Raw genomic sequence first — 13032 nt, 5'->3', positions numbered from 1 at the left:
CAACCTTTCCCAATGGCCCCCCGAGAAACCATTCAGAACAGCCATTCCGTTGCGATTGACGTAAACGGAAGTTTTTGTCGCATTGTTGCCGTAATGTAACAACGAGAAAATTAGCTAGGGAAGATGTTATTTCCAGGCCTTTTTGCCTGGTTTTCCTGGCTTTTTATCGTGGATGCGCGCGCAGTTGGGTATTTCCAATCGACCGTATTGATGGGCTACCGCATCTGAGAAATCCATTTCCTCAATGTGTACATGTATGGCTCTTGAAATCGTTGTTGCGCTATCCATGCGAATTGGTTCTTGCTTAGGTTGTATCGATTTTGGGGAAGAGACTCATGAAAAATTTGCGTCTGAAAGCACTGCTGCGGGCAGGGTGCTTTTCGCTGGCTTTGATTGGGACGGCGATGAACTCGGCGCATGCCGGTGGCTTGGAGCGCGGCGGCTACGACATCGACCTTCTGTTTGATCCGGCGCCGTTTGCTTCAGACATGGGAGCGACCTATGTCATGCCTCAGCGCGACCTCAAGAACGCGACGGACACGTCCGGTGGAGGGCTGACGGGCAAGAGCACGGCTCGTAATACCGAGGGCTACTGGGTGCCGTATATCGGCTTCAAGGCTTCGCTTGGTCATGACGTTGACTGTTTGGTGGATTATTCGCAGCCATGGGGAGCAAGTTCAAATCCCGGCATCTGGAACGGGTCCTATTCCAACATCCAGACGGAGATCAAAAGCAACAACTATGCTGGCACCTGCTCCTACAAGATGGATGCGGGTAAGGGGCAGCTTCGCTTCATCGGGGGCGTTTTCTACCAGGAAGTCTATGGCTTCAAGGAGAGCTACGCGGACCCGGCCTTCGGCACCACAATCGGCCGTGTGGACTTGACCAGCAGTGGCTGGGGATGGCGCGCCGGCATCGCTTACGAAATCCCGGACATCGCGCTGCGCGCCAGCCTCGTCTACAATTCGCAGGTCAAGCTCGACAATATCTCGGGCACCCTGAATATCGGTGGCAGCGTCACCGACATATATGCTCCCACCGAGTCCATGCCGGATTCGTTGGAGTTGAAATTGCAGTCCGGCATCGCTCCTGGTTGGCTCGCCTTCGGTTCGGTCAAATGGGTCAATTGGAGTGTGCTGCAGAGTGTTCCGATTTGCTCGCAGGCGACCAAGGCTCTTGGATGCACCACGATTTCCCCATACCCAATCAGGTTGACGTCGCTCGACCTGATGTACCGTGACGGCTGGACGGTTACTGGCGGCATTGGCCATCAGTTCAATGAGCAATGGAGCGGCGCCGCGCAGATCTCGTGGGACCGCGGCACATCGCATGGCTATGGCGACCAGACCGATACCTGGACATTGGGCGGCGGCGTTGCCTATACACCAAGACCGAATATCGAGTTGCGCCTGGCCGGTGCAATCGGCGTGCTGACCAGCGGCCACTCAGGGACGTTGGCTGACGAGAACGGCTATGTGGCTGGCCAGGAAGTCAGCTACGACTTCGGCAATGATCTCGTGACGGCGATTTCCGGCGGTCTCAAGATCAAGTTCTAAACCGCTGAAAGTTTTAGCAAAAGGCGGGGCAACGCCCGGCCTTTTTTGTTTGGACGGGTTCCTGGTATCCAAGTTGCGTTGCATATTAGCCGCACAGCTTTTGCCTTATGCGATTGTTGCGTTTTGGCAACACTTTCTGAACAACCCCTGCGCTAAAAGTCAGGCCGAGGGAATTGCCTATTTCCCGCCATAAACCCGGCGCACCTCGATCTTGTCTCGGGACACGCGCCAAGAGGCTCGGCGATGGGGCAGGCCGCACCGCCCGCGGCAAGGAAGAGTATGGACGCCAGAGTCATTTCCAAGGCCAAGCTGCCCAGCCGCCATGTGACCGTCGGTCCGGCGCGTGCGCCGCACCGTTCCTATCTCTATGCGATGGGATTGTCGGCGGCCGAGATCGCGCAGCCGCTGGTCGGTGTCGCGTCCTGCTGGAACGAGGCAGCCCCCTGCAACATCTCGCTGATGCGCCAGGCGCAGGTGGTCAAGAAGGGCGTCGCTGCCGCCAGCGGCACGCCGCGCGAATTCTGCACCATCACCGTCACCGATGGCATCGCCATGGGCCACCAGGGCATGAAGTCATCGCTGGTGTCGCGCGAGGTCATTGCCGATTCGGTCGAACTCACCATGCGCGGCCATTGCTACGATGCGCTTGTCGGCCTCGCCGGCTGCGACAAGTCGCTGCCCGGCATGATGATGGCCATGGTGCGTCTCAACGTGCCGTCGATCTTCATCTATGGCGGCTCGATCCTGCCCGGCAACTATCGCGGCCGCCAGATCACCGTGCAGGATGTGTTCGAGGCGGTCGGCCAGCATTCGGTCGGCACGGTCAGCGATTCCGAGCTGCTTGAAATCGAGCAGGCGGCATGTCCGTCGGCCGGCTCCTGCGGCGCCCAGTTCACCGCCAACACCATGGCCACGGTCGCCGAGGCGATCGGTCTGGCGCTGCCCTATTCCTGTGGCGCGCCGGCGCCCTACGAGATGCGCGACCGTTTCAATTTCGCCTCGGGCGAAAAGATCATGGAGCTGATCGCGAAAAATATCCGGCCGCGCGACATCGTCACGCTGAAGGCGCTGGAAAATGCCGCGACCGTGGTCTCCGCCACCGGCGGTTCGACCAACGCAGCGTTGCATCTGCCGGCGATCGCACACGAGGCCGGCATCAAGTTCGACCTGTTCGATGTGGCGAAGATCTTCGAGAAGACGCCTTACATCGCCGACCTCAAGCCCGGCGGAAAATATGTCGCCAAGGACATGTTCGAGGCGGGCGGCATTCCGCTGCTGATGAAGACGTTGCTCGACCACGGCTACCTGCATGGCGACTGCCTGACCGTGACTGGCCGCACTTTGGCCGAAAATATGGAGCACGTTGCCTGGAATGAACATCAGGACGTGGTCCGCCCCGCCAACAGACCCATTACTCAAACCGGCGGCGTCGTGGGGTTGAAGGGAAACCTTGCCCCCGAAGGCGCGATCGTCAAGATCGCGGGCATGTCGGAGTTGAAGTTCTCCGGTCCGGCGCGCTGCTTCGATTCGGAGGAGGAATGTTTCGAGGCGGTGACGCATCGCAACTACAGGGAAGGCGAGGTTCTCGTCATCCGCTACGAAGGGCCGCGCGGCGGCCCTGGCATGCGTGAGATGCTGTCGACGACGGCGGCCCTTTACGGCCAGGGCATGGGCGGCAAGGTGGCGCTGATCACCGATGGGCGCTTCTCGGGCGCGACGCGCGGTTTCTGCATCGGCCATGTCGGGCCGGAAGCAGCCGTCGGCGGCCCGATCGGGTTGCTTAGGGATGGCGACGTGATTTCGATCGACGCGGTGAATGGCACGATCGACGTGGCGCTGTCGGCAGCCGAACTGACGGAGAGGGCAAAGACTTGGAAGGCGCGCACGACCGACTATCAGTCGGGCGCGATTTGGAAATATGCACAGACGGTAGGGCCGGCGCGCGATGGCGCGGTCACCCATCCGGGTGGTGCGAAAGAAACACACTGTTATGCGGACATCTGAGTTGTTGAGGTCGTCTGTCTTTTCGGCACTGGTCGCGGTCGCGATCTTTGGCGCCGTGGGCCAGGCCATGGCCTTCGACGACAAGGTGTTCGATGACAAGACCGGGGTGAAGCCGCAGTCCAGCCCGTGGGCGGTGTTCCAGTTCGGCTTTTCCGCTTACAAGAACGGCCACAAGGAACAGGCCGCCGAGGCCTACAAATACGCCGCTGAAAACGGCCAGATCGGCGCCACCTGGAAGCTTGCGCGCATGTATGCCGAAGGCGACGGCGTGGCGCGCGACGACTATGAGGCGTTCAAGTTCTTCTCGGAGATCGTCGACCAGGATGTCGAGCCCGGCTCGCCCGAGGAAAGCTATGTCTCCGACGCGCTGGTGGCGCTTGGCGACTATCTGCGCAAGGGTATTCCCGGCAGCCCGATCACCGAGAACGAGGTGGCGGCTCAGGAATATTACATGCGCGCCGCCGCCAATTATCGCAATCCGAACGCGCAGTTCGAGATGGGGCAGATGTTCCTGAAGGGCGAGGGCGGCGTGAAGGCCAGCGTCAAGCAGGCCGGGCGCTGGTTCCAGCTCGCCGCCGAGAAGGGCCATGCCGGCGCACAGGCGACGTTGGGCCACCTGTTGTTCCAGAGCGGCAAGATCGTTCGCGGCCTGGCGATGATGACCGCGGCGCTCGAACGCGCTTCGCCGGCCGATCAGCCCTGGATCCGCGGTATGCAGGAAGAGGCATTTGCCACCGCCGGCGAAGCCGACCGCCGCACCGCGATCTCGCTCGCGGATGACATCCTGACCAAGGGCGGCAACGCCGACCAGTAGGCTCGCGGCCACGCAGGCCTCACCAACGCAGCACTCGATTTTCGATCTTGATCAGTTCTCGGTCGGTTCCGTCGGCACCATGCTGGGAGCCGGTGTCGAGATCGGCGTGACATGCGGATGCGGCGCCAGCGTGTTTTCAGGACAGCTGTCCTGAATCTTCGTCCAGGACGTGTTGTTGAGCACCATCTCGCAGCGGGCAAGATGGCTGTTGTCGGCAACCGTCAGGCATACGACCTGGCCAAGTGGGTACGATTTTCCATTGGCCAAGCATTCCTGAGCGGCAAGTGCCGCTGCAGGCGCGACCATGGCAAATGCCAGGCCGATCGGACAAAGAGCAAATCGTATGGTCATGGAAACCCAGCCGCCACGCTGATCCCGAGTCAACGGTGCGATTGTGGCGATATGAGGGTTGGCGGCTGGTATCAGCGCACCGCGGTCGAAGGCCGTCAGGCCGGCTGCAGCGCGAGATCGATCGCCACCGGCACGTGATCGGACGGCTTTTCCCAGGCGCGCACATGCTTTTCGATCGAGGCGGATGAGAACCGGTTGGCGGCCTCCGGCGACAGCAGCAAATGGTCGATGCGGATGCCGTTGTTCTTCTGCCAGGCGCCGGCTTGATAGTCCCAGAACGTATAGGTGTCGGGTGCGTCGGTGACGGCGCGCACCGCCTCGGTGAAACCCAGATTGAGCAGCCGGCGGAAGGCCTGCCGCGTCTGCGGCTGGAACAGCGCGTCGCCCAGCCAGTTTTCCGGAAACCGCGCATCGATCGGCTCGGGAATGACGTTGTAGTCGCCAGCAAGCACGAGGGCCTCCTCCAACTTGAGCCGATCCTCGGCCCAGCGCTCCAGCCGTGCCATCCAGGACAGCTTGAAGGGGAATTTCTTCTCGTCATCGATCGGGTTGCCGTTCGGCAGATAGAGCGAGACGACGCGCAACGCGCCCTTGTCGGTCGAGAAAACGCCTTCGATGAAACGCGCCTGCTCGTCGGCATCGTCGCCGGGCAGGCCGCGATTGACTTCGTCGAAGCGCAGCTTCGACAGGATGGCGACGCCATTGAAGCCCTTCTGGCCATGGGTTTCGACATTGTAGCCGAGCGCCTCGATCTCGGCGCGCGGGAACTGGTCGTCGACTGTCTTGATCTCCTGCAGGCAGACGATGTCGGGTGCGCTCTCGGTCAGCCAATGGGTGAGGTTGCCGATGCGGGCGCGGACGCCGTTGATGTTCCAGGTGACGATTTTCATGACGGTCTCATTGTTCTTGCGGCGGATGGCGTTCGACCAGGCCGATCGTATTGCCGGCCGGGTCCTTTAGGAAGGCCATCCATTCGCTTTCCCCCGCCGGACCGAACTGGCCTTCGGTGTCGCGATGGACGAGCGTCGGCGGCGCGGTGAACGGCACACCCGCGGCTTTCGCCTGGGCATGGAAATCGTCGAGGCCTGACATGTCGAGATAGACAGTTCCGGCCGGTATGCCGTCAGTGAACAGCAACCGCACATCGCCGGCCATGATGAAGGCAATACCGGGCGGATCGAAGCGCGCATGCAGCTTCATGCCGAGCACATCGCGCCAGAAGGCCAATGTCGCGTCGAGGTCGCGTCCGGCCGACAGCGCGATCTGACGGACCGCGCCGATGGCAGGCATGGCAATGGCTTTAGACGGAGAAGCTGGTGCCGCAGCCGCAGGAGGCGACCGCATTCGGATTGCGAATCTGGAAGGACTGGCCCATCAGATCGTCGACGAAGTCGATGACCGAACCGCCCATATAGACTAGGGACAAATCGTCGATCAGCACCGTGGCGCCGTCCTTCTCGATGGCGACGTCGTCATCGTTGCGGGTGTCGACCAGATCGAACTTGTAGGAAAAGCCGGAGCAACCACCGCCTTCGACGGAAACGCGCAACGCTGTCTTGCCGGCTTGCCCTGAGACAATCTTGGCGATCCGCTTGGCGGCAGCCTCGGTCATATCGACTTTCATGGCAGTCTTGGCATCCGCGCCCATGGGCGTCACCTTGCTTTCGGTTTCACATGATAGGTATGAAGCGCGACGGGGCAAGTCAACTGCGGCGGCATCAGCCATGACAAATGAGCTTGGCGACATCGGATTCGGCTATCGGCCGCGCGCAGCCTATGCCTGCGACCCGGCAAAGTCGCGCGGACGGCTTTTCGACGAGGCCGAAAGCCCGACCCGCACGCCGTTCCAGCGCGATCGCGACCGCATCATCCATTCAACGGCATTCCGGCGGCTGAAGCACAAGACGCAGGTCTTCATTGCCCATGAGGGCGACCATTATCGCACTCGGCTGACCCATTCGATCGAAGTGGCGCAGATCGCCCGCGCCCTGGCGCGAGCGTTGCGCGGCGACGAGGACCTCGCCGAGGCGGTGGCGCTGGTGCATGACTTCGGCCACACGCCCTTTGGCCACACCGGCGAGGACGCGCTGAACGAGAAAATGGCAGAATGGGGCGGCTTCGACCACAATGCGCAATCGCTGCGCATCGTGACAAGGCTGGAGGCGCGCTACGCCGAATTCGACGGGCTGAACCTGACCTGGGAGACGCTCGAAGGCCTGGTCAAGCACAACGGGCCGATGACGGACGTCAACGGCAAGGGCCTGAAAGGGCCGGTGCCGCAAGCGATCCGTGATTACTCACAACTGCACGACCTCGAACTGGACCGGTTTGCCGGCATCGAGGCGCAATGCGCGGCGATCGCCGACGACATCGCCTACAACACGCATGATATCGACGACGGCCTGAGAGCTGGGCTGCTGACGCTGGACATGCTGGAGACTGTCTCGCTGCCGGGAACGATCCTGCAGGGCGTGCGTGCACGCTATCCAGGTCTCGATGTCGTGCGCACCGGCCATGAACTGATGCGGCGGCAGATCACCGCTATGGTCGAGGATGTGATCAGGTCGACGACCGCCAATCTGGAGCGCATCAGGCCGCAGAGCGCCGACGCGGTGAGGGCGGCGGGCGAGACCATGGTCACCTTCTCGACTGAGATGGCTGCGGCCGAGAAGGAACTGAAGGCTTTTCTCTACAAGCATCTCTACCGGCACGAGGAGGTCATGCGGGTGCGCGCCGACGCCGAGCAGATCGTCAGGGACCTGTTCGACGTCTACTTCGCCGACCCTCGCGCCATGCCGGACGGCTGGCGCGAGGGGCTGGATCGGGCCGACGATCGCATCAAGGCGCGCAGCGTCGCCGATTTCCTGGCCGGCATGACCGATACCTACGCGCTCAAGGAGCACCGGCGTTTGTTTGACCATACGCCGGATTTGAGCTAGGGCGGGCTCGATTTTACCGGCAACGAGCCGGATTCCTTGTAAAGCCGCCAGCGCCAGACCCCAGAGCCAGACCAATGAACATTTTCGCCGATTTCACCGCGCGAATCATAAAAGCCGTCGAAGCGCTTGATTTGAAAGACAATGACGGCGTTTCGCCCGACCTGTCGCGCATTGCCGTCGAGCCGCCACGCGACGCCAGCCACGGCGATCTAGCAACCAATGCGGCCATGGTTCTGGCCAAGCCGACGGGCCAGAATCCGCGCATGCTGGCCGAAAGGCTGGCGCAAGCGCTGCGGGACGACAAGGATGTCGCCGCCGCCGAAGTCGCCGGGCCTGGCTTCGTCAATCTACGGCTGAAGGACGGTTTCTGGCAGGCGCATCTTACCGCACTACTTGGCGAAGGCCGCAATTATGGCCGCTCGACGGTTGGTGGGGGCAGGAAAACCAATGTCGAATATGTCTCGGCCAACCCGACGGGTCCGATGCATGTCGGCCATTGCCGGGGCGCCGTGGTCGGCGACGCGCTCGCCAATCTGATGGCCTTCGCCGGCTACGATGTGACCAAGGAATATATCATCAACGATGCCGGCTCGCAGATCGACGTGCTCGGCCGTTCGGTTGTGCTGCGCTACCGCGAGGCGCTTGGCGAGGATATCGGCGAGATCCCGGCCGGGCTTTACCCCGGCGATTACCTGGTTCCTGTCGGCCAGGCGCTGGCCAAGGAATTTGGCCACTCCTTGCTGCAGATGCCGGATGACGAGGCTCTCGCCATCGTCAAGGACCGCACCATTGATGCGATGATGGCGATGATCCGCGAGGATCTGGCGCTGCTCAACGTGCATCACGACGTGTTCTTCTCCGAGCGCACGCTGCACGCCGACAATGCCAGGAAGATTCGCTCGGCCATTAGCGACCTGACGCTGAAGGGCCATATCTACAAGGGCAAGCTGCCGCCGCCCAAGGGCGAGAAGCCCGACGATTGGGAGGATCGCGAGCAGACCCTGTTCCGCTCGACGGCCGTCGGTGACGACATGGACCGGGCGCTGGTCAAGTCCGATGGTTCTTTCACCTATTTCGCCGCCGACGTCGCCTATCTCAAGGACAAGGTCGATCGCGGCTTCGTCGACCTGATCTACGTGCTCGGCGCCGACCATGGCGGCTATGTCAAGCGGCTGGAAGCGCTGGCACGCGCAATTGCCGGCGACGAAGTGAAACTCACGGTGCTGCTGTGCCAACTGGTGAAACTGTTTCGCGACGGCGAACCGGTGCGCATGTCGAAGCGCTCCGGCGATTTCGTCACCCTGCGCGAAGTGGTGGAGGAGGTCGGCCGCGACGCGATCCGCTTCATGATGCTCTATCGCAAGAACGATGCGCCGCTGGATTTCGACTTCGCCAAGGTGACCGAGCAGTCCAAGGACAACCCGGTGTTCTACGTGCAGTACGCCTCGGCGCGCTGCCATTCGGTGTTCCGGCAGGCGAGCGAGCAGTTGGGGGAGGCGAATTTCGACCGCGCCAGCCTTGCCGCCGCTGTGACATCACTGACCGACGAGGGCGAGATCGGCCTGATCCGCAAGCTTGCCGAATATCCACGCCTGATCGAGTCCGCGGCACTTGCGCTCGAGCCGCATCGGCTGGCATTTTATCTCTACGATCTGGCTTCCAGTTTCCATGGACACTGGAACCGCGGTACCGATAATCCGGACTTACGTTTTGTTAAGGTTAACGACCGACAATTGACGCATGCCAGACTAGGGCTGGTGCAGGCTGTTTCGGACGTTCTGACGTCCGGCCTGACGTTGATCGGAGCCGCCGCGCCCACCGAAATGCGTTAGGTTTGACTAAAAAACCTGTCACCTTTTGCCCACATTGCGCTGGTAAGGGCCAACCCTACGCGACGTCCATGGCGTCCGAATGAGTGCGAGTTCGGGAACAATAATGGCAGACAGAACCCAGCTGAGAGCAGCCGACCACAACGACATCGCCGACGATGATCCGTTCGCGGAACTGACGAGGATCATGGGATTCGACCCGCGCCAGCCGGTCAGGCCGCAAGCGCCTGCCCAGCCGAAAGCTGCCGTTGCCGATCAGCCTGCGGAAGAGGGCGATTTCGACATCGACCTCGAAAAGGAACTGATGGGCGAGTTCGGCGCCGACGACAGCGCCGCGGCTCCGGTTATCGAGGCTCGTGAGCCGGCATTCGAAGCGGCTGCCGTCAGTGCGGCGGACGACGATCTTGCTGTGTCGCTCGACGACGATTTCCATCTGGACATGGCGGATTTCGACGACCATGCGGCCGTCGCCGATCATGCTGATCTCGGCGCAGCCGAAACCGCACCATCCGTCGAGGCGGCTTTCGGCTCCGATTTCGACAATGCCGTCGCCAGTTCGCTCGAAGACGTTTCGCCATTCGAAGACGATCAGCCGATGGAAGACGAGCTCGCGGCGTCGCTCGATCAGGATTTCCAGATCGATGACGAAGCCGACGAAGCCCAGCACGTTGTTGCCGCTGCCGACATGCATGCTTCTGTCGAGCCGGCCTACGATCCTGAATTCGACGATGCGGTTGCGATCTCGCTCGAGGACGAGCTGATGCTCGACAATCAGTCGTCCGCGGAGCAGTCCCACATCGAGGCGGATGCGGTCGCGTACCCCTTGCCGGCTCAGGCAGCCGTGAGTGACACCCAGGCGATCTCCAACGGCGATTTCGCCGGCCACGCGGACGACGCCATGGCTGATGTCGACATGGATTTCGATGTTGCCTCGGATCGCCCGGTCGCGTTCGATGCGCCGGAAACGCATGACTTGCTCGCTGATGAAGTAGACGCGAAGGGCGAAAGCCACAGGCCCGCAGAGGCGTCGGACGATGCCTTCGACCTGAACTTCGACGATGCGTTTGTCGACACGGCCGAAGAGCCGGTTGCCGAGATTGCCGCCGCTGCCGTTCAGCCGGCAGCGCCAGCCGCCACTGTGGCCGAGCCGGTGCACGCCCCCATCGCGGATGAACGAAGTCTGGAAGACGAGTTGAACGCGCTGCTGGGCGCCATGACCGCGCGCACGGCGCCGGTGGCCAGCGAGGCCGTCATGGTTCAGCCAGCCGTCGCCGCTCAGCCGGCTGTTGCCGTGGCAAAAAGCGCCGAGGAATCGACTGATCTCGTTGGCGACCTCGACTGGGATCTTGACGAAACCACGCCTGATGAACCGCAACAGCCTGACACCGCCCAGGCCGCCGAAGCGGATCTCGACGATCTTCTGGTTGATGAACTTCGGGGCGAGGATCTGGGCTCGGATGTCGCCGGACAGGCTGATGTCGATTTCGACAATGATGCGTTCGACGCGGCGCTGGCCAAAAGCCTCGATCCGCATGACGTGGCCGCTTCCCAGCAAGATGAGGCTGATTCTCTCGATTGGCTGGCGGAGCGTTCCGCACCGGCAGAACCTGCCCGCTCGTGGAGCCGCGTGACACCGGTTCCGCAACAGCCCACATTTGCCGCTCAACCGACCGCTTCGATGGCATCCGTGGCCGCGACGCCGGCAGTGGCTGCCGTGCCGTCCTACCGTTCGGCCGAGCCAGTTGAAATTGTCGCCCCTGCAGACCCTGTATCCGTGCCGCAGGCGCGACAGCCTGCGCGTTACGAAGAAATGCCTGATGTCGAGACAGTCGATGTGCCGGAACGTGTCGTGGCGCTGGCGGACGATCTCGACATTCCGGAACTGCACTTCGAGGAAGACGAGCCGGCGGCGTCTGGCTATGACGATCTTGATGCCGAGTTCGCCAGCCTGCTCACAGACATGAACGCGGTGGATGTTGCTGCTGCTCCAGCGGCCAACGCATCCAGCGCGTCCTATGACGATGAATCCTACAATGCCGGTTTCAAGCCGGGCTATGACCAAGTTAAGCAGGGTTATGACCAGGTCAAGCCGGGCTATGATCAAGTCAAGCCGGGCCATGAGGGGCTCAAGCCAGGCTATCAGCCGGAAGCGCGGACCTATACGGCGCGGCCGATGGAAATGCCTGCCCGCGCGGCGACGCCCATGGGCTATGCCGATGCCGCTGACGGCTTCAACCTCGACAACCTGCCCGGCAGCCAGCCGGTTTCACAGGCGGAAGACTTCACCGTCGATGAGCTCGACTACGATCCCGAGCTGGACGAGGCGATGTCTGTTCCGGGGCTCGGCGAGCGGGAGGCAGCAAAATCCTCGCGTGGGCGTGGCATGTTCATTGCCGCGATTATCGGTGCCGTGGCGGTGGCTGGCGGCCTCGGCGCCTTTGCGCTGTCATTCGGCGGCAAGGGCGGCAGCGAAGCGCCGGTGATCGTCAAGGCCGATAACACGCCGATCAAGGTCAAGCCGGAAAATCCGGGCGGCGCCGTGGTGCCCAACCAGGACAACAAGGTCTACGACGCGGTGGCCAAGGGGGCGAAGCCCACCCAGCCGGTCCAGGAAAAGCTGGTCACCAACACCGAAGAGCCGGTGGATGTGCAGGCTAAGGACCCAGCTCGTGCCATCGATCTTTCGCCGGGTACGGCCGATGATGCCACCGCCGCCACTGATGGTGCGGATGCGGCCGGTAATGCCGTTGCGGCCGCTCCGGCGCCGAAATCCGAGGATCGCATCGCGCAGGTGCTGCAGGATGCCGACAAGGGTACGAACGCCGACGTCGTCGCGGTTGCGCCGCGCAAGGTGAGGACCATGGTGGTCAAATCAGACGGTTCGCTGGTGCCGCGCGAGGATCCGGCGCCCGCCGCACCGCAGGTGGCCGCCACCGAGCCGGTCGATCCGGCGCCGCAGCATGTTGCCCCGGCGGCGCAGGCCGACGCGGACCAGACTGGCACCGTGGCGCCAGCCGCCGTCCAGGCGGATGACGAGCCGGCGCTCAAGCCGGCAGCCAAGCCCAAGGCTCAGTCGGCCAACACGCCGGCCAAGGTTCCGGTCGCGCCGCAGCGCCCGTCCGACCAGCCGGTTGATGTCGTCGGCGAGGTCAAGCCCGATCAGGTTGCGTCCATCGATCCGTCGTCAACCGCGACCGGCGGGGGTTCATGGTCGATGCAGATCGCTTCGCAGCCGACGGTCGAAAGCGCCCAGTCCAGCTACCAGGACCTGCAGCGCCGCTACGGCAGCGTGCTTGCCGGCCGCACCGCTAACATCGTCAAGGCCGAAATCGCCGGCAAGGGCACTTTCTACCGCGTCCGCGTGCCCGCGCAGTCGCGCAACGATGCGATCAACCTGTGCACCAGCTACAAGGCGGCCGGCGGCAACTGCTTCGTGTCGCGCTAGGAACTGACCAGCCAATCAAAGCCGGCGTGACCCAAGGGCCACGCCGGCTTTTTCATGTGCCCGATTTTTTCATGTGCTCCGACTTGTTCATGTG

The 13032-nt window shown here is 62.4% G+C and carries 10 protein-coding genes; 6 read left to right on the top strand and 4 right to left on the bottom strand.

What is annotated here, in order from left to right; all coding sequences use genetic code 11:
* The first annotated feature begins 335 nt into the window (after positions 1-335).
* From BLS48_RS02460 to BLS48_RS02450, 3 genes are all read left to right on the top strand, one after another.
* The gene (locus BLS48_RS02460) at positions 336-1556 is read left to right on the top strand and encodes an OmpP1/FadL family transporter (RefSeq protein WP_091575318.1); all 1221 of its coding nucleotides are present in this window, start codon (positions 336-338) and stop codon (positions 1554-1556) included.
* A 279-nt stretch (positions 1557-1835) separates the two neighbouring features.
* Complete coding sequence (gene ilvD / locus BLS48_RS02455; protein WP_091575316.1) at positions 1836-3560, top strand: dihydroxy-acid dehydratase; 1725 nt, start codon at positions 1836-1838, stop codon at positions 3558-3560.
* A complete protein-coding gene (locus BLS48_RS02450) occupies positions 3547-4374 on the top strand; it encodes a tetratricopeptide repeat protein (protein ID WP_091575314.1) in 828 nt (275 codons plus the stop codon). Before ilvD ends, BLS48_RS02450 begins: the two co-directional genes overlap by 14 nt.
* Before the next feature lie 51 nt (positions 4375-4425).
* Here the strand turns inward: BLS48_RS02450 and BLS48_RS02445 are convergent, their stop codons facing one another.
* The 4 genes from BLS48_RS02445 to erpA all read right to left on the bottom strand — a co-directional run bounded on the left by BLS48_RS02445 (position 4426) and on the right by erpA (position 6373).
* Positions 4426-4725, bottom strand: a complete 300-nt coding sequence (locus tag BLS48_RS02445; protein WP_091575312.1) for a hypothetical protein — start codon at positions 4723-4725, stop codon at positions 4426-4428.
* Between the two features lie 95 nt (positions 4726-4820).
* Positions 4821-5615 carry an exodeoxyribonuclease III gene (gene xth / locus BLS48_RS02440; protein WP_091575311.1) on the bottom strand — a complete coding sequence of 265 codons (795 nt, stop codon included), beginning with the start codon at positions 5613-5615 and terminating at the stop codon, positions 4821-4823.
* Positions 5616-5622: 7 nt separating this feature from the next.
* Positions 5623-6015, bottom strand: a complete 393-nt coding sequence (locus BLS48_RS02435) for a VOC family protein (RefSeq protein WP_091575309.1) — start codon at positions 6013-6015, stop codon at positions 5623-5625.
* Positions 6016-6025: 10 nt separating this feature from the next.
* Positions 6026-6373, bottom strand: a complete 348-nt coding sequence (gene erpA, locus BLS48_RS02430) for an iron-sulfur cluster insertion protein ErpA (protein WP_091575307.1) — start codon at positions 6371-6373, stop codon at positions 6026-6028.
* 76 nt (positions 6374-6449) lie between these two features.
* Between erpA and BLS48_RS02425 the strand changes: the two genes are divergently transcribed.
* From BLS48_RS02425 to BLS48_RS02415, 3 genes are all read left to right on the top strand, one after another.
* A complete protein-coding gene (locus BLS48_RS02425) occupies positions 6450-7664 on the top strand; it encodes a deoxyguanosinetriphosphate triphosphohydrolase (protein ID WP_091575305.1) in 1215 nt (404 codons plus the stop codon).
* Between the two features lie 74 nt (positions 7665-7738).
* Complete coding sequence (argS, locus tag BLS48_RS02420) at positions 7739-9496, top strand: arginine--tRNA ligase (RefSeq protein WP_091575304.1); 1758 nt, start codon at positions 7739-7741, stop codon at positions 9494-9496.
* A gap of 103 nt (positions 9497-9599) precedes the next feature.
* On the top strand, positions 9600-12938 hold the full coding sequence (locus BLS48_RS02415) for an SPOR domain-containing protein (RefSeq protein WP_091575302.1): 3339 nt from the start codon (positions 9600-9602) through the stop codon (positions 12936-12938).
* The last annotated feature ends 94 nt before the right edge of the window (positions 12939-13032 follow it).

It is taken from the genome of Mesorhizobium qingshengii, assembly GCF_900103325.1.
Lineage (GTDB): Bacteria > Pseudomonadota > Alphaproteobacteria > Rhizobiales > Rhizobiaceae > Mesorhizobium > Mesorhizobium qingshengii.
The sequence above is the reverse complement of the archived record's forward strand: the minus strand, read 5'-3'. Positions and strand labels throughout refer to the sequence as shown.

Excerpts from the sequence above, each read along its gene's own strand:
- BLS48_RS02460 (WP_091575318.1), top strand. The coding sequence starts at position 336 with ATGAAAAATTTGCGTCTGAAAGCACTGCTGCGGGCAGGGTGCTTTTCG.
- ilvD (WP_091575316.1), top strand. The coding sequence starts at position 1,836 with ATGGACGCCAGAGTCATTTCCAAGGCCAAGCTGCCCAGCCGCCATGTG.
- BLS48_RS02450 (WP_091575314.1), top strand. The coding sequence starts at position 3,547 with ATGCGGACATCTGAGTTGTTGAGGTCGTCTGTCTTTTCGGCACTGGTC.
- BLS48_RS02445 (WP_091575312.1), bottom strand. The coding sequence starts at position 4,725 with ATGACCATACGATTTGCTCTTTGTCCGATCGGCCTGGCATTTGCCATG.
- xth (WP_091575311.1), bottom strand. The coding sequence starts at position 5,615 with ATGAAAATCGTCACCTGGAACATCAACGGCGTCCGCGCCCGCATCGGC.
- BLS48_RS02435 (WP_091575309.1), bottom strand. The coding sequence starts at position 6,015 with ATGCCTGCCATCGGCGCGGTCCGTCAGATCGCGCTGTCGGCCGGACGC.
- erpA (WP_091575307.1), bottom strand. The coding sequence starts at position 6,373 with ATGGGCGCGGATGCCAAGACTGCCATGAAAGTCGATATGACCGAGGCT.
- BLS48_RS02425 (WP_091575305.1), top strand. The coding sequence starts at position 6,450 with ATGACAAATGAGCTTGGCGACATCGGATTCGGCTATCGGCCGCGCGCA.
- argS (WP_091575304.1), top strand. The coding sequence starts at position 7,739 with ATGAACATTTTCGCCGATTTCACCGCGCGAATCATAAAAGCCGTCGAA.
- BLS48_RS02415 (WP_091575302.1), top strand. The coding sequence starts at position 9,600 with ATGGCAGACAGAACCCAGCTGAGAGCAGCCGACCACAACGACATCGCC.